At 63.3% G+C, this 18,356-nt stretch carries 15 protein-coding genes; 11 read left to right on the top strand and 4 right to left on the bottom strand.

All coding sequences use genetic code 11. The features are described 5' to 3' along the window. Window positions 1-82 precede the first annotated feature (82 nt). From VPH41_RS22015 to VPH41_RS21975, 9 genes are all read left to right on the top strand, one after another. Window positions 83-1,627, top strand: a complete 1,545-nt coding sequence (locus tag VPH41_RS22015; RefSeq protein WP_328571495.1) for an alpha-N-arabinofuranosidase — start codon at window positions 83-85, stop codon at window positions 1,625-1,627. Between the two features lie 67 nt (window positions 1,628-1,694). After that, the gene (locus VPH41_RS22010; protein ID WP_328571494.1) at window positions 1,695-2,729 is read left to right on the top strand and encodes an arabinan endo-1,5-alpha-L-arabinosidase; all 1,035 of its coding nucleotides are present in this window, start codon (window positions 1,695-1,697) and stop codon (window positions 2,727-2,729) included. A gap of 10 nt (window positions 2,730-2,739) precedes the next feature. Continuing rightward, a complete protein-coding gene (locus VPH41_RS22005) occupies window positions 2,740-5,097 on the top strand; it encodes a glycoside hydrolase family 127 protein (RefSeq protein WP_328571493.1) in 2,358 nt (785 codons plus the stop codon). 168 nt (window positions 5,098-5,265) lie between these two features. After that, complete coding sequence (locus VPH41_RS22000; protein ID WP_152257570.1) at window positions 5,266-6,240, top strand: ABC transporter substrate-binding protein; 975 nt, start codon at window positions 5,266-5,268, stop codon at window positions 6,238-6,240. Window positions 6,241-6,249: 9 nt separating this feature from the next. Further along, window positions 6,250-7,791, top strand: coding sequence for a sugar ABC transporter ATP-binding protein (locus VPH41_RS21995; protein ID WP_328571492.1), 1,542 nt, complete (start codon window positions 6,250-6,252; stop codon window positions 7,789-7,791). Next, window positions 7,788-8,873: an ABC transporter permease gene (locus tag VPH41_RS21990; protein WP_328571491.1), complete on the top strand. Its 1,086-nt coding sequence runs from the start codon at window positions 7,788-7,790 to the stop codon at window positions 8,871-8,873. The genes VPH41_RS21995 and VPH41_RS21990 overlap by 4 nt, the downstream gene beginning before the upstream one ends. Beyond that, entirely contained in the window at window positions 8,870-9,844 is a 975-nt protein-coding gene (yjfF, locus tag VPH41_RS21985; protein WP_328571490.1) for a galactofuranose ABC transporter, permease protein YjfF, read from the top strand. Before VPH41_RS21990 ends, yjfF begins: the two co-directional genes overlap by 4 nt. A 4-nt stretch (window positions 9,845-9,848) precedes the next feature. Next, window positions 9,849-10,823 carry a glycoside hydrolase family 43 protein gene (locus tag VPH41_RS21980; RefSeq protein WP_328571489.1) on the top strand — a complete coding sequence of 325 codons (975 nt, stop codon included), beginning with the start codon at window positions 9,849-9,851 and terminating at the stop codon, window positions 10,821-10,823. Between the two features lie 93 nt (window positions 10,824-10,916). Then, window positions 10,917-11,858 (top strand): LysR family transcriptional regulator, encoded by a 942-nt coding sequence (locus VPH41_RS21975; RefSeq protein ID WP_070219038.1) that lies wholly within the window; start codon window positions 10,917-10,919, stop codon window positions 11,856-11,858. A gap of 62 nt (window positions 11,859-11,920) precedes the next feature. On the opposite strand, the gene VPH41_RS21970 is transcribed toward VPH41_RS21975, so the two are convergent. The 4 genes from VPH41_RS21970 to VPH41_RS21955 all read right to left on the bottom strand — a co-directional run bounded on the left by VPH41_RS21970 (window position 11,921) and on the right by VPH41_RS21955 (window position 16,305). Then, the gene (locus VPH41_RS21970; protein WP_328571488.1) at window positions 11,921-13,186 is read right to left on the bottom strand and encodes a DUF6445 family protein; all 1,266 of its coding nucleotides are present in this window, start codon (window positions 13,184-13,186) and stop codon (window positions 11,921-11,923) included. Window positions 13,187-13,238: 52 nt separating this feature from the next. Next, the gene (locus tag VPH41_RS21965; protein WP_328571487.1) at window positions 13,239-13,970 is read right to left on the bottom strand and encodes a hypothetical protein; all 732 of its coding nucleotides are present in this window, start codon (window positions 13,968-13,970) and stop codon (window positions 13,239-13,241) included. Between the two features lie 31 nt (window positions 13,971-14,001). Beyond that, window positions 14,002-14,823 carry a hypothetical protein gene (locus tag VPH41_RS21960; RefSeq protein ID WP_328571486.1) on the bottom strand — a complete coding sequence of 274 codons (822 nt, stop codon included), beginning with the start codon at window positions 14,821-14,823 and terminating at the stop codon, window positions 14,002-14,004. Window positions 14,824-14,898: 75 nt separating this feature from the next. Beyond that, window positions 14,899-16,305, bottom strand: a complete 1,407-nt coding sequence (locus tag VPH41_RS21955) for a caspase family protein (protein WP_328571485.1) — start codon at window positions 16,303-16,305, stop codon at window positions 14,899-14,901. A 200-nt stretch (window positions 16,306-16,505) separates the two neighbouring features. Here VPH41_RS21955 and VPH41_RS21950 point away from each other — a divergent pair, with 200 nt between their 5' ends. Together VPH41_RS21950 and VPH41_RS21945 are read left to right on the top strand one after the other, a co-directional pair. After that, entirely contained in the window at window positions 16,506-17,270 is a 765-nt protein-coding gene (locus VPH41_RS21950) for a hypothetical protein (protein WP_328571484.1), read from the top strand. After that, complete coding sequence (locus VPH41_RS21945; protein WP_328571483.1) at window positions 17,267-18,310, top strand: hypothetical protein; 1,044 nt, start codon at window positions 17,267-17,269, stop codon at window positions 18,308-18,310. Before VPH41_RS21950 ends, VPH41_RS21945 begins: the two co-directional genes overlap by 4 nt. Window positions 18,311-18,356 lie beyond the last annotated feature (46 nt).

Raw genomic sequence — 18,356 nt, 5'->3', positions numbered from 1 at the left:
ACTCCGTAGCCGGAGAGGCATCGCCACATCCATTGCCGGGTCGATCCCGGCCCTTGCTTTTCACTTAAAAACAGGAGACAGCATGAAATTCATCCATACCAGCATCGTGGCCCTCGGCCTGGCCGCCGGCAGCGTCCTGGCTGCGCCCGTCAATGTCACCATCGACGTGGCCAGGCCCGGTTCCGTGATCAATAAAAACATCTACGGCCAGTTTGCCGAGCATCTGGGGACCGGCATCTATGAAGGCATGTGGGTGGGCCCGGAGTCTTCCATTCCGAATACCAAGGGCTGGCGCAATGACGTGCTGGGCGCGCTGAAACAATTGCACGTGCCCCTGGTCCGCTGGCCAGGCGGCTGCTTTGCCGATGAATACCACTGGAAGGACGGCATCGGCGCGCGAGACCAGCGCCCCACCAAGGTCAACACCAACTGGGGCGGCGTGGAAGAGTCGAATGCCGTCGGCACGCATGAATTCTTCGACCTGGCGGAACTCCTGGGCGCGCAGACCTATATCAACGGCAACCTCGGTTCCGGCACGCCGCAGGAAATGTCCGAGTGGCTCGAATACATGACCTCGGACAGCAAGTCCACCCTGGCCGAGCTGCGCCGCAAGAATGGCCGCGCCCAGCCGTATAAAGTCGACTACTTTGGCATCGGCAACGAAGCCTGGGGTTGCGGCGGCAATATGCGTCCGCAGTACTACGCCGACCTGTACAAGCACTATCACACCTTCATGAAGACGCCGGAAAGCGCGCGCCCGAAATTCATCGCCAGCGGCGGCAATGACGACGACATCAGCTGGTCCAGCACCCTGAGCCGCGAAATCAAGCCGAACATGATGGACGCCATCAGTTTCCACTACTACACGGTACCGACGGGCGTGTGGGAAAAGAAGGGCGCGGCCACGGGTTTTGGCGAAAATGAGTGGATTTCCACCTTGAGCCGTACCCTGCGCATCGATAGCTTGATCAAGAACAATCTCGCCGCCATCGACAAGAACGACCCCTCGAAAAAGACGGGCCTGTACGTCGACGAATGGGGCACCTGGTACGACGTGGAACCGGGCACCAACACGGGCTTCTTGTTCCAGCAAAACAGCTTGCGCGATGCGCTCGTAGCGGCCCTGAATTTCAACATTTTCCACGCCCACGCGGACCGGGTGCGCATGACGAATATCGCGCAAATGGTCAATGTGCTGCAGGCAATGATCATCACGGACAAGGATAAATATTTCCTCACGCCTACGTATCACGCGTTTGAGATGTATGTGCCGTTCCAGGACGCCACGAGCTTGCCGGTCGCCATCAGCGGCAATGGCAAGTACAGCCTGGGCAAGGTCAGCATTCCGGAAGTGAGCGCCTCGGCGGCGCGCGCCAAGGATGGCAAGGTGTATCTGTCCCTGGTCAATACGAATCCGCACAAGGCCGTCGACGTGAGCGTGGCGCTGGCGGGCAAGCAAGTGGCAGGCGTGACGGGCCGCGTGCTGACCGCCGGCAAGATGGACGCCGTCAACAGCTTTGCGCAACCGCAAGCCGTGCAGCCCGTGGCGTTCAGTGCCAAGGCGCAAGGAGGCAAGCTGACCGTGTCGGTGCCCGCCAAGGCTGTTGTCGTGGTGGCCGTCGACTAGCCTTTCACCCTTGTCATTCATCAAGCCGGCCCGCATGATGGGCCGGCTGACCATTTTGGAGAATTCGATGCACATGTTGACGCGCGGCATGGCCGCCATCCTGGGCACCCTGGCGATCATGGGGGCTGCGCACGCGGCCCAGGTCAGCGTACACGACCCCGTGATGGCAAAGGAAGGCGACACGTATTATTTGTACAGCACGGGCCCCGGCATCACGTTTTACAGCTCGAAGAACATGGTGGACTGGCAGCCGGAAGGACGCGTGTTTGCGGGCCAGCCGACCTGGGCGAAGACGGCCGCACCATCGTTTGACGACCATGTCTGGGCGCCCGACGTGCAGTTTCATGACGGTAAGTATTACCTGTACTACTCCGTGTCCGGCTTCGGCAAGAACACGTCCGGCATCGGCGTGACCGTCAACACCACCCTCGATCCCCGCTCGCCCGATTACCGCTGGGTGGACCAGGGCATGCTGCTGCAATCGGTGCCAGAGCGCGACGAGTGGAATGCCATCGATTCGAACATCATCACGGACAAGCACGGCACGCCGTGGATGTCGTTCGGCTCGTTCTGGAACGGCATCAAGCTGGTGAAATTGACGCCCGACTGGACCCGCATTGCGGAGCCGCAAGAGTGGCACTCGTTGGCGCGCCGCGTGCCGCTGCCGCCCCGCGCGGGCGAATTCAAGCCCGCGCCGGAAGAGATCGAGGCGCCGTTCATCTTCCGGCGCGGCGACGATTATTTCCTTTTCGTTTCCTGGGGCCTGTGCTGCCAGAAGGAAAAAAGCACCTACCACCTGGCTGTGGGCCGTTCGAAAAGCGTGACGGGGCCCTATCTGGACAGGGATGGCCGCGACATGGCGCAGGGCGGCGGCACGGTGCTGCTGCAAGGCGACAAGGAGTGGCAGGGCCTGGGCCACAACAGCGCCTACACGTTTGACGGCAACGATTACCTGGTGCTGCACGCGTATGAAACGGCGGACAATTACTTGCAGAAACTCAAGATCCTGCCCATGACGTGGGACCAGCAGGGCTGGCCGCAGGTCGATCCCCGCGACTTGAACCGTTATCAAAGCCACCAATTGCCGGCCGCGCAACCGTAAAGGCCACGCCATGAAAACAACCTTGTTGACGCTGGCGCTGGCCGTCGGCGGACTGTTCACGCCCGGCTTGCAGGCGGCGGAGCTGTTTCCCCTGTCGTCCGTGCGCCTGGGGGCGGGACCGTTCCTCGACGCGCAAACGACGGACTTGCACTATCTGCTGGCTTTCGAGTCCGATAAATTGCTGGCGCCGTTCCGCCGCGAGGCGGGCTTGCCGCAGGTCCAGCCCAGTTATGGCAACTGGGAGTCGACGGGCCTCGACGGCCACCTGGGCGGGCATTATCTGTCCGCGCTGGCCTTGATGGTGGCGTCCACGGGCGACGCGCAGGCGCGCGAACGCCTCGATTACATGCTGGCGGAACTGAAGAAATGCCAGGACGCCAATGGCAACGGTTATCTGGGCGGCATTCCCGACGGCAGCGCCGCCTGGCAAGCGATTGCCAAAGGCGAGTTGCAGGCCGACACTTTCTCCGTCAACGGGCGCTGGGTGCCGTGGTACAACTTGCACAAGGTGTTTGCGGGCTTGCGCGACGCCTACCAGTACGCGGGCAATCTGCAAGCGAAGGCCATGCTGATCGCCTTGTCGGACTGGGCCGTGAAACTCTCGGTATCCTTGTCCGACGCGCAGATGCAGGCCATGCTGCGTGCCGAGCACGGCGGCATGAACGAGGTGCTGGCCGACGTCTACGCGATGACGGGCGAGCAGAAATATATGGACCTGGCCGTGCGCTTTTCGCACCAGGCCGTATTGCAACCATTGGTGGCGCAGCAGGACAAGCTGACGGGCTTGCATGCGAATACGCAAATCCCGAAAGTGATCGGCTTCGAGCGCATCGGCGCACTGACGGGCAGGCGCGATTGGCAGCAGGCGGCGCAATTCTTTTGGCAAACCGTGCACGACAAGCGCACGGTGGCCATCGGCGGCAACAGCGTCAAGGAACATTTCCACGATGAACACGATTTTTCGACGATGGTGGAGGAGGTGGAAGGGCCGGAAACGTGCAATACCTACAATATGCTCAAGCTGACCGAGCAATTGTTCCGCCGCGATGAACAGGTGCGCTACACGGATTACTACGAACGCGCGTTGTACAACCACATCCTGTCGTCGCAGCGCCCCGGCACGGGCGGCTTTGTCTACTTTACGCCCATGCGCCCGAACCATTACCGCGTGTATTCGCAAGTGGACAAGGGCATGTGGTGCTGCGTGGGTTCCGGCATCGAAAGCCAGGCCAAGTATGGCGAGTTCATCTACGCGCATGCGGGCGACGCGCTGTATGTGAACCTGTTCATGGCGTCCACCCTGGACTGGAAAGAGCAGGGCGTCAAGATTATCCAGAGCACGCAGTTCCCCGACCGGGACACGACGCGCATCACGGTGCAGGGAAATAAAACCTTCAGCCTGAAGATCCGCTACCCGCAGTGGGTGGCCAAGGGCAAGCTGCGCATCAAGCTCAACGGCAAGGCCCTGCGCATGCGGGGCGGGCCGGGCGAGTACGTGACCGTCACGCGCGCGTGGAGGCCGGGCGACAGCGTCGACGTGACCTTGCCCATGACCACGCGCCTGGAGCAGATGCCGGACCAGTCGAACTACTATGCCGTGCTGCACGGTCCCATCGTGCTGGCCGCCAAGACGCAGCCGTTCGCCTATGAACAACTGAACTATTTTGCCGACGACTCGCGCATGGGCCATATCGCCCAAGGGCAAGTATGCCCGCTGGAATCGTCACCGCTGTTTGTCAGCGACACAAAAGACTTCATGCACAAGATCCAGCCTGTGAAGGGCCAGCCGCTGACCTTCACGGCGCCCGGCTTGATCCAGGGCAAGGATGCGGCCACCTTGAAACTGATCCCGTTCTTCCGCCTGCACGATGCGCGCTACATGCTGTACTGGCCCGTGTCCACGCCCGCCAGCCTGGCGCAGCTGCAGGAAACCACGCGGCAGGCGGAAGCCGAGCGCCTGGCGCTCGATGCGCGCACCATCGACCAAGTGGCGCCAGGGCAACAGCAGCCTGAATCCGACCATTTCTTCCAGGCCGAGGGGGGAGAAAACGGCATCAACAAGGGCAGGCACTGGCGCCATGCGACGGGATGGTTCAGCTATGTACTGAGCGACCCGCAAGCGGCAGCGAAAACCCTGCGCCTGACCCTGTCCACCCTCGATGCGGGCCGCGTGTTCGACGTGCAGGTCAACGGCACGGCGGTGCAGACCATTGCCGTGGCGGCCGATGTGCCGCAGGAACTGCATACGGTGGACGTGCCCTTGCCCGCTGAACTGGTCAAGGCGGGCGGTGGCAAGCTGGTGGTGAAATTTGTCGCCGGCAAGGACTCCGTGGCCGGCGGCCTGTACGGGCTGCGCCTGCTGCGCTGACGGGGGAGGGAGTTGCCGCCGTCATCCACCGATACGCAAATCGGTATCGCAAGCGAAAAAGAATTGATTGGATGGCTATGTTGCTTTCTCCTACCATGGGTTCATAAAAAAACCGCCCATCCGGCATCCGGCTGTGATGGTATTCCAATAAAAAAACTGGAGACAAGAATGACCCTGAGCCGCCGCACCCTCCTCGCCAGCGCCATGCTGCTGGCCGCTTCCGCCACCACCTTCGCCACTTCGTCCGCGTTTGCCGCCAAGCCCCTGGTCATGGGCTTTTCGCAGGTGGGCGCCGAGAGCGAATGGCGTACCGCCAATACCGTCTCCATCAAGGATGCAGCCAAGAAAGACGGCGTCACCCTGAAATTTGCCGACGCGCAGCAAAAGCAGGAAAACCAGGTCAAGGCGCTGCGCTCGTTCATCGCGCAAAAGGTCGATGTCATCGCCTTCTCGCCCGTCGTGGAGTCGGGCTGGGATACCGTCCTGCGCGAAGCCAAGGCTGCCAAGATCCCCGTCATCCTGACGGACCGCGCCGTCAACGTGGCCGACAAATCGCTGTACGTGACCTTCATCGGCTCCGATTTCGTGGAAGAGGGCCGCCGCGCGGGCCAGTGGCTGCTCGAGCACGCCAAGAAAACCCCGGATGCCACCCTGAACATCGTGGAATTGCAGGGCACGGTCGGCTCCGCCCCCGCCATCGACCGCAAGGCGGGCTTCCAGGAAGTCATCGGCAAGAATGCCAAGCTGAAGATCATCCGTTCGCAAACGGGCGACTTTACGCGCGCCAAGGGCAAGGAAGTGATGGAAGCGTTCCTCAAGGCCGAGGGCAAGAAGATCAACGTGCTGTACGCGCACAATGACGACATGGCCATCGGCGCCATCCAGGCCATCGAAGAAGCGGGCATGAAGCCGGGCAAGGACATCATCATCATTTCCATCGATGGCGTCAAAGGCGCGTTCGAAGCCATGATCGCCGGCAAGCTGAACGTCACCGTGGAATGCAGCCCGTTGCTGGGTCCGCAACTGATGTCGGTGGCGCGCGATGTGGTGGCCGGCAAACCCGTGCCGGCACGCATCACGACGGTGGAAGGCGTGTTCCCTGCCGAGGTGGCCGCCAAGGAATTTCCGAACCGTAAATACTAAGCTTGCCGCATGATGAAGACGCAAGCGCATCACACTGCCGAGCCAGCTCCCTTGCTGGAGTTGCGCGGCATCAGTAAGACCTTTCCCGGCGTCAAAGCCCTCAGCGATGTTGCCCTGCGCCTGTATCCGGGCGAAGTGCATACCTTGATGGGACAGAATGGCGCGGGAAAGTCGACCCTGATCAAGGTGCTGACGGGCGTGTACACGCCCGACAGCGGCCAGATCCTGCTCGACGGCACGCCCATCGCACCCGCGTCCACGTCGGATGCGCAGCTGTTGGGCATCAGCACCGTATACCAGGAAGTCAATCTGTGCCCGAACCTGTCGGTGGCGGAAAACATCTTTATCGGCCGCTATCCGCGCCGCTTTGGCGGCATCGATTGGCGTGGCATGCAGCAGCAGGCGCGTGCCTTGCTGCAGCAATTGCAGATCGATATCGATGTCACGGCGCAACTGTCCAGCTTTCCGCTGGCCATCCAGCAAATGGTGGCCATTTCGCGCGCGCTGAACATTTCGGCCCGCGTTCTGATCCTCGACGAACCCACGTCCAGCCTGGACGAGGCGGAAGTCACCCTGCTGTTTTCCGTGCTGCGCCGTTTGCGCGAGCAGGGCATGGCGATCCTGTTTGTCACGCACTTCCTGGACCAGACCTACGCCATTTCCGACCGCATCACCGTCATGCGCAATGGCGAGCGCGAAGGCGAGTATGCGTGCAGCGAACTGTCGCGCCTGGCGCTGGTGAACAAGATGATTGGCGTGGCGTTTGACACGCCGGAGCAGGCGCTGGACCTGGTGCACGCTGCGGACGCGGCCAGCTTCGGTCCGACCGTGCTCGAAGCGCAGGGACTGGGCCGCAAGGGCGCCTTGCTGCCCATGGATTTCCACATCCGCCAGGGCGAATTGCTGGGCCTGGCCGGCTTGCTGGGCTCGGGCCGCACGGAACTGGCGCGCCTGCTGTTCGGCGCCGACAAGGCCGACTCGGGCACCATCACCATGCAGGGCAAGCCGCGCCATTTCCACGTGCCGCGCGACGCGATTGCCCAGGATATCGGCTTTTGCTCGGAAGACCGCAAGCACGAGGGGGCGATCTTGTCGCTGTCCGTGCGCGAAAACATCATCCTGGCCTTGCAAGCCCGCACGGGCTTGCTGCGCGCCATCCCGTTCAAACGCCAGCAGGCGCTGGCCGACGAGTACGTGAAGGCGCTGGGCATCAAGACGGCCAGCATCGAGACGCCCATCGGCAGCCTGTCGGGCGGCAATCAACAAAAGGCCTTGCTGGCGCGCTGGCTGGTGACGTCGCCCGCCATGCTGATCCTCGATGAACCCACGCGCGGCATCGACGTGCGCGCCAAGCAGGAAATCATGAGCTATGTGGGTAAACTCTGCCGCAAGGGTATGGCCATCCTGTTCATCTCGTCCGAACTGCCGGAAGTGCTGCGCTGCAGCGACCGCATCGTCGTCATGCGCGACCGCAAGGCGTGCGGCGACTATGCGCGCGGCGAGCTGGACGACAGTTCCGTGCTGCAAGTGATCGCCGGAGACGCCACATGAGTTTATCCACGCCCTCCAGCGCGCCACCGGCGGCGCGCCTGGCTACCACCACGGATACGTCCATTGTGCATACCGTTCTGCATCACCCCCTGAGCCGGCCCCTGGCCGCGCTGCTGTTGCTGCTGCTGGTTGATTTCTTCGCCATCCCCGGCTTTTTCCACCTGGAAATCCGTGACGGCCATTTGTACGGCAGCGTGATCGACATCGTCAACCGCGCCGCTCCCCTGATGCTGGCCGCCTTGGGCATGACCCTCGTGATCGCCACGCGCGGCATCGACATTTCCGTGGGCGCCGTCGTGGCCCTGTCCGGCACCGTGGCCGCCATGCTGATCGGCGGCACCATGGTGATGGACAACGGCGTGCCCACCTATGTGAGCAACATTCCCATGGGCTGGGCCCTGGCGGCGGCCTTGGGCGCAGCCCTGCTGTGCGGCGCCTGGAATGGCGTGCTGGTGGCGGGCCTGGGCTTGCAGCCCATCGTCGCCACCCTGATCCTGATGGTGGCGGGGCGGGGCCTGGCGCAATTGCTGACGGATGGGCAGATCGTCACTGTCTACTACCAGCCGTTTTTCTTCATCGGCAGCGGCTACCTGCTCGGCTTGCCGTTTTCGCTGTTCCTCGTCGCTGCCGTGTTCCTCATCACGGCCGTGCTGATGCGGAAAACCGCTTTGGGCCTGTTCATCCAGGCCGTCGGCATCAATCCCGTGGCCGCGCGCCTGGCCGGCATCAGGACGGCGACCTTGATCTTTTTCGTCTACGTCTTTTGCGCCGCCTGCGCGGGCCTGTCGGGGCTGATGATCAGCTCGAACATCAAGAGCGCGGACGCGAACAATGCGGGCCTGATGCTGGAACTGGACGCCATCCTGGCGGTGACGTTGGGCGGCACTTCCCTGGCCGGCGGCAAGTTCAGCTTGGTCGGCAGCATGATCGGCGCCCTCATCATCCAGACCCTGACCTACACGATCTATTCGCTGGGCGTGCCGCCCGAGGTGAACATGGTGGTCAAGTCCGTCGTCGTCTTCCTCGTCTGCCTGTCGCAGTCGTCGGAATTCAAGCAATTGCTGCATCGGAGAAAAGCATGAAGGGCTTGCTGCACACCCCGTATTTCACCTCGCTCGTCACCGTCCTGCTGCTGGTGGTGATGCTGGGCCTGGGCGGTGCCGCCTACCCGGGCCTGCTGTCGACGCAAGTGATCTTCAACCTGTTGATCGATAACGCCTTTTTGCTGGTGATCGCCGTCGGCATGACCTTCGTCATCGTCTCCGGCGGCATCGATCTGTCCGTCGGTTCGGTGCTGGCCCTGTCGACCATGATCGCCGCCTGGCTGCTGAACGTGGCGCACTGGCCGCCAAGCCTGGTGATCGCCACCGTGCTGGCGCTGGGCGCCGTATTCGGCGCCAGCATGGGCGCGCTGATCCATTATTTCAAGTTGCAGCCCTTCATCGTCACCCTGGCCGGCATGTTTCTGGCGCGGGGATTGTGCTACTTGATCAGCATCAATTCCATCACCATCGACGACCCGCTGTTCGTGGCCATGTCGCAGACGCAATTGGGCTTCCTGGGCGGCTTTGTGTCGCCCGGCGTGGTGATCGCCGTGGCAACCTTGCTGCTGGCCATCTGGCTGGCGCACGTCACGCCGTTCGGCCGCGCCGTGTATGCGATTGGCGGCAATGAACAGTCGGCCCTGATGATGGGCTTGCCTGTGGGCCGCACCAAGGTGCTGATCTACGCGTTCAGCGGCTTTTGCGCATCCTTGGGCGGCGTGCTGTTTTCGTTCTACATGCTGTCCGGCTATGGCTTGCATGCGCAAGGCACGGAGCTGGATGCGATTGCCGCCGTCGTCATCGGCGGCACCCTGCTCAGCGGCGGCTACGGCTACGTGGCGGGCGCCCTGTCCGGCGTGCTGGTGCTGGGCACCATCCAGACCCTGATTGCCTTCGACGGCACGCTCAGCTCATGGTGGACCAAGATCGTCATCGGCGGCCTGCTGTTCGTCTTTTGCGTCGTGCAAAGACTGATGGCCATGGGCCAGAAAAATACCAACGGGAGTTAATCTGATGTTCAATCAACACAAACGTGCCGCAGCCATCGGCATGGCGGCAGCGCTCGCCTGTGCAGCCTTTGGCGCGCAGGCGGCCAACCCCATCGTCAAGGATATCTACACGGGCGACCCGGCCGCGCTGGTCGACAATGGTCGCGTGTATTTGTACGTGGGCCACGATGAAGCGAGCGCCACGGATACGGATTACCGCATGCACGAGTGGCGCGTGTATTCCTCGTGCGACATGGCCAACTGGACGGATCACGGCTCGCCCGTGCGCTTTTCCACCTTCGCCTGGGCGGCCAAGGATGCGTGGGCGGGCGACATCGTCAAGCGGGGCAGCAAATACTATTTTTACTCGACCGTCGACCACAGGACCATCCCCGGCAAGGCCATCGGCGTGGCCGTGTCCGACAGCCCCACGGGCCCCTTCGTCGACGCGCGCGGCAGCGCCCTGATCACGAACGACATGACGAAGCAGACGGCGATTCCGTGGGACGATATCGACCCCGCCGTGTTCATCGACACGGATGGGCAAGCCTATATTTACTGGGGCAACACGGTCTTGAAGTACGCCAAGCTCAAGCCCAACATGACGGAGCTGGACGGCCCGATCCTGACCTTCGGCATGGATGCGTTTACGGAAGCGGTGTATATGCACAAGCATGCGGGCACGTATTATCTGTCGTACTCGCGCAACTTCCCGGAAGAGACGGCGTATTCGACGGGGCCCACGCCCACGGGGCCGTGGCATTTCCGCGGCACCATCATGGACAAGAATGCCATCGTAAAAACCATCCACCAGGCCATCATCGAATTCAACGGCAAGTCCTACATCTTCTATCACAACGACAAGTTGCCGGGCGGCGGAGAATACCGGCGTTCCGTGGCCGTGGAAGAGTTGAAATACCGGCCGGACGGCACCATCGAATTCATCCATCAGACGGCGGGTCCGGCCGCCAACCCGAGCGCTGCTTGCAAGGCATCTTGAACGCTCGTTGAGCACACCCAAAAAGGAGACACACCGATATCAACAATATCGATATCCATCAGTATTCGATATCGATCATGATATGATTTATTCATGGATACCCTCAACCCCAACTGGTTCTTGCGAGCCCGCCTGAAGACGCGGCAATTGCTGTTGTTGATCGCCCTGGACGAGCAGCGCAATATTCACCGCGCGGCGGAGGAATTGCACATGACGCAGCCGGCCGCGTCCAAGCAAATCAAGGACCTGGAAGAGATGCTCGACGTGCGCCTGTTCGACAGGTTGCCGCGCGGCATGGAGCCCACCATTTACGGCGAGACGATGATACGCCACGCGCGCATGGCGTTGACGAGCTTGTCGCTGGCGCATGACGACATCGTGGCCCTGAAGTCTGGCCTCACGGGCCAGGTGGAAGTGGGCGTCATCATGACGCCGGCCATGGCCTTGCTGCCGCGGGCGATTGCCCGCATCAAGCAGCAGGCGCCGCTGATGCGCATCGGCGTGCATCTGGAGCACAGCAACACCCTGATGGACATGCTGCAGCATGGCACCCTGGACTTCATGATCGGCCGCATCCTGGAAAAGGAAAGCAGCGCCGGCCTGATCTACGAGGAATTGACGGAAGAGCCGGCCAGCGCCGTGGCGCGCAATGGCCATCCGCTGCTGTCGCGCAAGAATCTGCAATTGAAGGACCTGGCGGCCCAGCCGTGGATCTTGCCGCCGCAAGGCAGCATCTTGCGCCACCGCTTCGACATGATGTTCCGCCGCGCCAGCCTGGAACCGCCCGTGGACGTGGTCGACACGACGGCCTTGCTGCTGATCACGTCGTTGCTGCAGCAGACGGATTCCCTGCACGTGATGCCGACGGAAGTGGCCCACTACTACGAATCGCTGAACGTGCTGAGCATTCTGCCCATCGAACTGCCGTGCAAGATGGATGCGTTCGGCATCATCCGCCAGCAGGATCATTTGCTGTCGCCGGGGGCCGATATGCTGTTGAAGGCTGTACGGGCTACCGCCGCGGACATGTATTAAACCCAACGGCAAATGCTGGGGTCGTACCCTGAGGGTACGACCCCGGATCTTGCTTTTGGGGTTCAGTCGGGCACCTCAAAGAAAAACAGCTGCACCAGCCGGCCATTCTCCGGCCTGTCGCCAAACACATTGCTGATCGAGTGGAAATAATGTCCCTTGTAGACGATCAGGCGGTTGTGGCGCATCGGCACTTCCAGCAGCGCTTGCCAACTGTCGCGCTGTTCCTGTAAGTCGTTGAATTTCTGCACTTTACTGTTCGGCAGCCAGCGTTTCTGGAAATCCTTGAAGCTGGCGTAGCCGCCCGCTTTCACGTCCGCCTCGGGGAGTCTGCGGTACCAGCCGCTGGGCTGGTGGCGCCAGAACGTGGTGCCGCCCTGGCATTGCTCGGGCGGGTTCAGATACAGCACGCCCGCATAGAAATTGAAATTGTTGCCCGTCTCATTGTCCACGTGGATATCCGTGCGCGCCATGGCGTCTGCATAGCTGAGGCGGCAGGAGCCGTTGTCGGGCGAGATGAAGCGGATGGGACGGCCCAGCGCCGTGGCGATGCGCTCCATGATGGCCTGGCAGGGCTGGCCTGCCGTCTGGCTGCCCGGATAATTCTGTCCCGCATAGCGCTGCTGCTCGAACGGCAAGGCCAGCGCCTGCGCGCGCCAGGCGGCGGGGTCGGGCAGGAAGTCGTCGACGATGTGCAAGTCCGTTTCGTGGATAAAATCGTGCAGGGTGTCTATGGCATTGAGCGTCGTCAACGTTTCGGGATGTTCCGCTTGCGGACTGGCAAAGCCGATGCGGCACGTTTGCGCCAGCGCCGGGTGCAGCGCCAGGGCTTGCGCATAGCGGGCCAGCGCCGGTTCCTGCTGTCCCGTGCGGTAATACAGCTCGGCCAGGCCCTGCAGGGTTTGCCAGCGCTGCGGGCGCAGCGCGTGGGCACGTTCCAGTTCGGCGATGGTCTCCATCAGCCGCTGTTTACCCAACAGCAATTCCGCATGGCTGATGGCGAAGTCGTGCTCATGCGGCGCCAGCCGCGCCGCCGTGGCATAGCTGGCCAGCGCGCCCTCGCTGTCCGTGCCGCGCAGCACATTGCCGAGGTTGTAGTGGAACAGGGCATTGTCCGGTTGCTGCTTGAGCGACAGTTTCAGCAAGCCCAGGCCGATGGCGCCCTGGCCCAGTTCCAGCATGGCCAGGCCCTGGAAATGTTGCGCTTCCGCCAGGGCCGGGTCCTGCTTGTACGCGGCCTGGTAGGCGTTGATCGCTTCGATCAGCTTGCCCGCCTGCTGCAGCCGTTGCCCGTTTGCCAGATGTTGTTCCGCCAGTGTCTGTTCGCCCATGTCGCTATCCCGATGCAATGTGGCGAACAGTGTAACGCAAAGGCTCCGGTGCTTACAGCGCTTGCTGCACAGGAATTTCCTGCCCGTTCAGCTTGATCGCCACCTTGACGATCTGCGCCTTGACCTGGTTGCTGGCCATGTCCGCTTCCTGGGCGTAGGCATACACGACGATGGCGAAGTCCTTGTAGCCGCTGCGGGCCGCCTCGATCTTGCGCGCCGCCTCCTGGTCCACTTTCAGCAAGGAATAGCCATCGCCATTCGTGAAGGCCAGCTTGTAGTCGCCGTTGTCGTACATGTAGTAATACGTGCCCGCTTCGGCGAACTTGGCGGGGAAGGCGGCCTTGTCCATCGCGTATGGCGACAGCGCGCCCTGGCCATTGATCTGGTAGCGCAGGTAGCGCTTCGTCTTGGCCTCATTGACCTTGGCGTCGATCTGCGGTTTCAGGGCGTCCAGCACTTCCTGCTTGCGGAAGGCGTCGTTGCTGCCCGCATATTCGCGTGAGATGCGCTGCGCTACGGCCGCATAGTCGGGCGGCACGCCGGACAGGGCGATGTAGCTGTACATCAACTGGTTGCCGCTCGTGATGTCGACATAGCTGGCGCTTGGGGTGGCCGGGTCCGCCTGTGGCAGGCTGGCGGCGGCCGCTTTCACCTGGGCTTTCGCGGCCAGGTCGGCGACATTCGCGGCGACGGGGGCGGAAGCGGCCGGTGCTGCAGTGTCGGACTTGCCGCAGGCGGACAGGATCACGGCGATGGCGAGCAGGGCGGGGAGGGTACGTTGCATGATATTTCCTTTAGTGAATGTGTGAGGTGACTTAGCCGATGGTTTTACGTTTGTATTCACCGATGCCGTAGGCGGCCAGGACGATGGAAGCTGCCAGCACCAGATAAAAGCCGATGCCGAACGAGAGTCCCTGCCACACCTGGCCCAGCATTTCGCTGGCCATCTGCTCGGCCATGCGGGCCGCGCGGCTGCCCATGATGCCGCCCATGGCGTTGCCCGCATCGCTGACGGCGCCCTTGATCTTGATGAACAGCAAGCTGCTGTGGATGACGATGAACAGCAGCGGGGCGCACTTGCCCAGTGCCGCTTTCGGGTGGCTGCTGGCCATGGTGGCGCAGCAGGCGGCAATGGCCAGCAGGAAGAAGAATTGCGCCGACGTAAAACCGCCGCCGCCATCGCGGGCAAAGCTTTCCAGGCTGTCCGCGGACAGGCCCAGCAGCTGCCAATAGGTGCGCGAGACGGAGGTGAACAAACGGATGCCGATGGTGTTGAAGACAAAGGCGCCGGCGATCAGCACGCCAAGGCTGGCCAGCACCTTGATGCCCAGCGCCGACACGGCCTGGCCCCACAGTTGCTGGCCCTTGTCGCGCGCCAGCTTGGCCGCGCCGGCCATCTCTTCCTGTGCCAGTTGCTGCGCCGCCACGGCGCTGACGGTGGCGAGGCTGCCTGCCTCGTTGAAACGCACGTCGACGACGGCGTTGATGGCGGGCGCCACGTCCGAGCGCCAGTGGGTGGCCACGTCGAAGGCATGTTGGATGCCGGCCACGCTGACGGAACCTTGTCCGCTCGGCTGGTAGGCGAGGATGCGGCCCCGTTGGCCGGTGGTGATTGCTGCTGGGCTGGATGCTTGCATGGGATTTCCCTGGTCACTGTCATGCTGTATTGCATGTACCCCCGGATAACGGGGCCAGTTCAGGGAAATCCAAAATTATTTTGAATTATTTTTGGGCGGCTGCATCAGGTCCTTGGCGGCGCCCTGGTAATCCTTCATCAAGCCCATGAAGGCGTCCTGCAAATGCCGGGCCGCATCCTGCGGCGGCGCGCCCGTGCGCCGCGCCAGGTCGAATTTATACGCATGGGCGGGGCTGTAGCCCGCTTGCGAAGCCGCGTCCAGCAGCACGCCGGCCCGTTTCAGCGAGGCAGGGTCGCCCTTGACCATCAGCAATTCCGCCAGATAGGTCTGGGCAATGGGGAAATCCCTGGCGGCCGCCTTTTCCAGCCATTGCATGCCCGTCTTCGGCTGCTTGACGCCCGCATCGCCGCCGCCGATGCCATAGCCGAGGGCCGTCAACGCCACCAGGTCGCCGCCCCGTGCGCGCTTTTCCAGCTGCTGGCGGGGAAACGGCCGGGCAGCGATCTGCATGCGGATTTCATAGTTGATGTCCTGTAATACATTGCCTGGCCAGACTTTCGCGCCCGGGACGGCGGGCGACGTCGCTGGCGCCGGCGCCGGCGCCGGGAGGGGCGCGCGCATGCCGTTGTTGCCGGAAGCCAGCACACCGGGCGCCGGCGGGCTGACGCCCTTGCCGCTGCCCATGTTCAGCACCAGGCGGGCCGACGTTTCGCCGAACGATACGCGGGGCTTTTGCACATCGTGCGTCATGGCGGCCACCCGCGCCGCCACCTGCGAAAACACCTCGCCCATGGGCAAGCCCGGGGCGTCGAGCGCGTCGAGCAGGGCGCTCGTGTACGGGCTGTTGCGCGAATCGGGCGACCAGAAATCGCGCGCCAGCGCGCCCGGCCCCGCCGAATAGGCGATCACCACGCCCCGTGGCGCGGCCGTATCGGCAAAGCCGTGGCTGGCCGCGTTGTTGCCGCCGGGCACCGCCACGGGGCCGCCGCGCGTATATTCCTGGCGGCAAGCGTCGAGGATCAGCACGGCGCCACGCGCGCCCGTGCGCTGCAAGTCGCCCGCCAGGCTGGCGACGGACACGCCCTGCGCGGCGATGGCGGACGCGCTCAGCGCGGTCATGTTGGCGCCCAGCGGCAGCACATAATTGGCTTCGCCCGCCTGCGCGCCGTGGCCCGCATAAAACACGAGGGCGATATCGGCGCCGCGCGCCTGCGTGGAAAACTCGGCCGACGCCTTTTGCAGCTGCGCCGCATTGATATCCGTGCGCAACAGCACTTCAAAGCCCAGGCGGCGCAGGCGCTCGGCCATGGCGCGCGCATCGTTCACGGGATTCAATAATGGCTGCGGATAGGCCGCGTTGCCGATCACCAGCGCGATGCGCTTGCCGGGCACTGCTGGCATGGCGGCTGGCACGGCGGCGTGCGCCACGTTGCTGCCCAGTAAAAAGAGGAGGCTGAAAAACAGGGGAATCAGGCGATGCATCGGGGTCTCGGGGGATTGTCGTGTGAGTAACAAAAGTTAGCGATTTCCACTCTGATATGAGAAAATTGCCTAAATGCATTTTACCTTACTGACAAGTTTCTCTTGTCTGTTCTCATGTCTGGCCAGCGCATTGCTTGTCTGCCCGTGCGCATTGCCGCCGGCCAGTGGCGCGTGGCGCCCAACACTCGATCGGACCGGCTGTGCAATCGGAACAATTTGAACGGATTCATGCTTTCTGGACCCGCCGCCCGCAGCTGACACAAGGCGAACTGGGCGAGTTTTACCAGCGCGTCATCGCCGCGCTGACGCCGTGCCGCCCGCGCGAAGCGGCGTCGCTCGGTGATTCCCTGGCCGACTTGCGCCACCAGTTCTTCATTGAAAAAGTCCTGCACAGCGACAGCGAGGCGGCGCCCCACCACGTCGGCGCCCTGTTTTTGTACTTCAAGCGCTTCATCATCGACCAGCTGCGCAAGCAGCGGATTGAGGAAGATGCCGATGCGCAAGACGGCTGCGAGCTGCGTGCGCCCGATGCGTATGCGGAACCGCTGCGCGACTACCAGCTCACGCCGCAGCAGGTGCGCGCCGCGGCCGACGTGTTCATCGCCACCTTGCCCCGCGACTTGATCTTGCTGCTGCGCCATTGCGGCTGCGGCGGCATGCCCGTCAAGGAACTGGCCGAGCAAATTGCTTCCGCGCATTACCACGGCGGCAAGCTGGGCCTCGTGCACAGGCAGAAGGGCGATCCCGACAGTGCCGGGCGCCAGGTAGTCGAGCCGGCCCACCGCGCCACCCTGCTGGGCAGCTGGGTCTTGAGCCTGCTCAAGCTGCGCGTGGGCGATGCCCTGGCCGCGCGCGACCTGCAGGCGGCGCAAATAGTTTTGGATATTTTGTGCGTGGCCGCGTTATCCCTGCACCTGGACCCCGTGTCCACGCCGTCGAACCCGAATGAAAGGCCACCGGCATGACTGCATTGACGCCCTCGTTGACCATCGTTGCCGCCCGCTTGCCGTCGCCGCCCTCTTCCGCCGAACTGCTGGAGTCGGACGTGGCGGGCGCAACCCCCGACTGGCGCGGCATCGCCGTGCCGGACCATGTCATGCAACGCTTTGCGCGCCGCAGCGATGCGGCGCCGCTGGCCGCGCGCCCCATCGCGGGCGGACAAATCCATGTGCTGGCGCGCTGCCCCGGCTTTGGCGCCGTGCTGCTCGATGCCTGGGACGGCGCGCAGCAGCGCTGGCGCGGCTGGCTCGTCACGCCCGACACGGCGTATGCGGACGCCTGCGGCCTCGTCGTCGAAGAGCGCGACGCGCCCGCCGATCCCCGCGCGGGCCTGGTGCTGTGCGACATGCCGGTGACCCTGGCCGTGGCGGACCTGGGCGCCTGCCTGGGCGTGTTCAGCCAGGAGCGCCTGCAGGCGGCGCGCTGGCTGGAGCTGCACGGCCGCGCAAATACGGCGCCGGCCGCGCCGGGCGTGATTGCCCGCGTGGCCTTGCCCGGCGACGGCTATGCGCTGACGGGCACGCCCTTGTCGACTGAGCTGGGCAAGGATGGCCGCGTGGCCTACCGGCAATTGCTGCGCCAGGGGCTGCAGCAGTTGCAGATCGCTGTGGCGCCGCCTGCAAGCGATGTTGCGGCTGCCGTGAAACCGGTGCCGGCGGCCAAGCAGGCAGCCAACGCCAACCGCTGGCTGAAGGTCGTCACGGCCGTGGCCGCCAGCGTGATGGTGGTGCAATCGGCCTGGCTGTTCCTGCCGAAGGACAACGCCGTCGTCGGCAATGCGGAATTCCGCAATGGCGGCAGCGGCGTCGAGACGGGCGTGCGCACGCGCGTGCTGTTCCGCGCCGAGGCCACGGAAGCGGAAATCCGCACCTGGCTGCAGCGCGAGCAGCTGGAAATCGTCGCCGGGCCGGACACCCTGGGCGCGTTCACTGTGCTGTCGCGCGACCGCCGCAAAGTCTTGCCGCCGCCGGGACCGGGCAATCCGCTGGCCGTCATCAATCCCTGATTCTGAAATAAGAGAAAGTTATCAAGTATGGCAACGTATAAAAATT

The sequence above is a fragment of the Janthinobacterium sp. P210006 genome, from assembly GCF_036231885.1.
In the GTDB taxonomy this organism is placed as follows: Bacteria; Pseudomonadota; Gammaproteobacteria; order Burkholderiales; family Burkholderiaceae_D; genus Janthinobacterium; species Janthinobacterium violaceinigrum.
Note: the sequence above shows the minus strand (reverse complement) of the source record. Positions and strands in the feature narration are given on the sequence as shown.

Excerpts from the sequence above, each read along its gene's own strand:
- VPH41_RS21975 (WP_070219038.1), top strand. The coding sequence starts at position 10,917 with ATGGATACCCTCAACCCCAACTGGTTCTTGCGAGCCCGCCTGAAGACG.
- VPH41_RS21960 (WP_328571486.1), bottom strand. The coding sequence starts at position 14,823 with ATGCAAGCATCCAGCCCAGCAGCAATCACCACCGGCCAACGGGGCCGC.
- VPH41_RS21955 (WP_328571485.1), bottom strand. The coding sequence starts at position 16,305 with ATGCATCGCCTGATTCCCCTGTTTTTCAGCCTCCTCTTTTTACTGGGC.
- yjfF (WP_328571490.1), top strand. The coding sequence starts at position 8,870 with ATGAAGGGCTTGCTGCACACCCCGTATTTCACCTCGCTCGTCACCGTC.
- VPH41_RS21945 (WP_328571483.1), top strand. The coding sequence starts at position 17,267 with ATGACTGCATTGACGCCCTCGTTGACCATCGTTGCCGCCCGCTTGCCG.
- VPH41_RS21970 (WP_328571488.1), bottom strand. The coding sequence starts at position 13,186 with ATGGGCGAACAGACACTGGCGGAACAACATCTGGCAAACGGGCAACGG.
- VPH41_RS21990 (WP_328571491.1), top strand. The coding sequence starts at position 7,788 with ATGAGTTTATCCACGCCCTCCAGCGCGCCACCGGCGGCGCGCCTGGCT.
- VPH41_RS22005 (WP_328571493.1), top strand. The coding sequence starts at position 2,740 with ATGAAAACAACCTTGTTGACGCTGGCGCTGGCCGTCGGCGGACTGTTC.
- VPH41_RS21995 (WP_328571492.1), top strand. The coding sequence starts at position 6,250 with ATGATGAAGACGCAAGCGCATCACACTGCCGAGCCAGCTCCCTTGCTG.
- VPH41_RS22010 (WP_328571494.1), top strand. The coding sequence starts at position 1,695 with ATGCACATGTTGACGCGCGGCATGGCCGCCATCCTGGGCACCCTGGCG.
- VPH41_RS21980 (WP_328571489.1), top strand. The coding sequence starts at position 9,849 with ATGTTCAATCAACACAAACGTGCCGCAGCCATCGGCATGGCGGCAGCG.
- VPH41_RS22015 (WP_328571495.1), top strand. The coding sequence starts at position 83 with ATGAAATTCATCCATACCAGCATCGTGGCCCTCGGCCTGGCCGCCGGC.
- VPH41_RS22000 (WP_152257570.1), top strand. The coding sequence starts at position 5,266 with ATGACCCTGAGCCGCCGCACCCTCCTCGCCAGCGCCATGCTGCTGGCC.
- VPH41_RS21965 (WP_328571487.1), bottom strand. The coding sequence starts at position 13,970 with ATGCAACGTACCCTCCCCGCCCTGCTCGCCATCGCCGTGATCCTGTCC.